Genomic DNA, 1,174 nt, shown 5'->3' on the forward strand with positions numbered 1-1,174 from the left:
TATCTGTCTCCGAACGGGATACGTCGAAGTCGTGTTCGGCCTGCGGCCGAACCGACGACCGCCAGCGCGTCGAGCGCGGGCTGTACGTCTGTGACGACTGTGGGTTGGTTGCGAACGCCGACACGAACGGAGCCGAGAACATTCGACAAAAGGTACTCCCGAATCCTCGGCGAGAGGATAGGGATAACGGCTGGTTGGCACAGCCAGCGGTTCGCCTGTTCGACCGGAGCGAGGGCGGTTTCGCCCCGCGAGAACAGGTCGCTCAAACGAACCGCGAACCCTAATATCCCACCTACGGTCGGGAATCCCCGTCCTCAGCGAGCGCCCGAATGGGCGCGAGCAGGGCGGGGAGGATGTCAAACCGGATGACACGGCCAGCCGTCACATGGGCAAACACGCTTTCAGCGATCTCAGATCCGCCGCCTACTGCCCACGGCAGTGCTATTATCGTCGGCAGGACGACGATCGCGGACCACCGCCGGAGGTCGAACAGCGCCGCGAACTCGCCTTCAGATACGACGAGCTCCTCGACGGGGCGGACCTCGCCGACGCACCGATCGTGGTCACGCCGACACAGCTCAGGACAAATCTTTGGTCGTGTCGCAAAGCGGTCTAGACTTCGGTAGCAACTGACTCCCTTCAGGAAGGGGTTGTCTCTGGTGACCAAACCGAGACCACCCCNAGACTTCGGTAGCAACTGACTCCCTTCAGGAAGGGGTTGTCTCTGGTGACCAAACCGAGACCACCCCATGCACGCTGAAATCAACGTGCGGTTCGAACTCAGTACCGATGACGACAAAACCATACCGCTCGCCGCACTCGCCGAGTTCGTCACCGACCAGAACATCGAATCGGTACTTCTCGAAGAACTGGTCGAGAGCCTCGACGCGGNGGTCGTGTCGCAAAGCGGTCTAGACTTCGGTAGCAACTGACTCCCCTCAGGAAGGGGTTGTCTCTGGTGTCCAAACCGAGACCACCCCATGCACGCTGAAATCAACGTGCGGTTCGAACTCAGTATCGACGACGACAAAACCATACCGCTCGCCGTACTCGCCGAGTTCGTCACCGACCAGAACGTCGAGTCAGTACTTCTCGAAGAACTGGTCGAGAGCCTCGACGCGGCCCGCGTCGAGGCGCTCTGTGGCGAAAAATACGCCCACGGCAACGGTGACCA

General features: G+C 60.7%; 2 protein-coding genes and 1 pseudogene. 2 read left to right on the forward strand and 1 reads right to left on the reverse strand.

The window, feature by feature from the left end:
- On the forward strand, positions 1-284 hold a 284-nt coding region (locus tag C448_RS03940; RefSeq protein WP_004052013.1), incomplete at its 5' end, for a zinc ribbon domain-containing protein.
- Positions 285-292: 8 nt separating this feature from the next.
- Here the strand turns inward: C448_RS03940 and C448_RS16435 are convergent.
- Entirely contained in the window at positions 293-667 is a 375-nt protein-coding gene (locus C448_RS16435; RefSeq protein WP_193363108.1) for a hypothetical protein, read from the reverse strand.
- A gap of 313 nt (positions 668-980) precedes the next feature.
- On the opposite strand from C448_RS16435, the pseudogene C448_RS03955 reads away from it, so the two are divergent.
- A pseudogene (locus tag C448_RS03955) lies at positions 981-1,174 on the forward strand (ISH6 family transposase); the annotation flags it as partial.

This window comes from Halococcus morrhuae DSM 1307 (assembly GCF_000336695.1).
In the GTDB taxonomy this organism is placed as follows: domain Archaea; phylum Halobacteriota; class Halobacteria; order Halobacteriales; family Halococcaceae; genus Halococcus; species Halococcus morrhuae.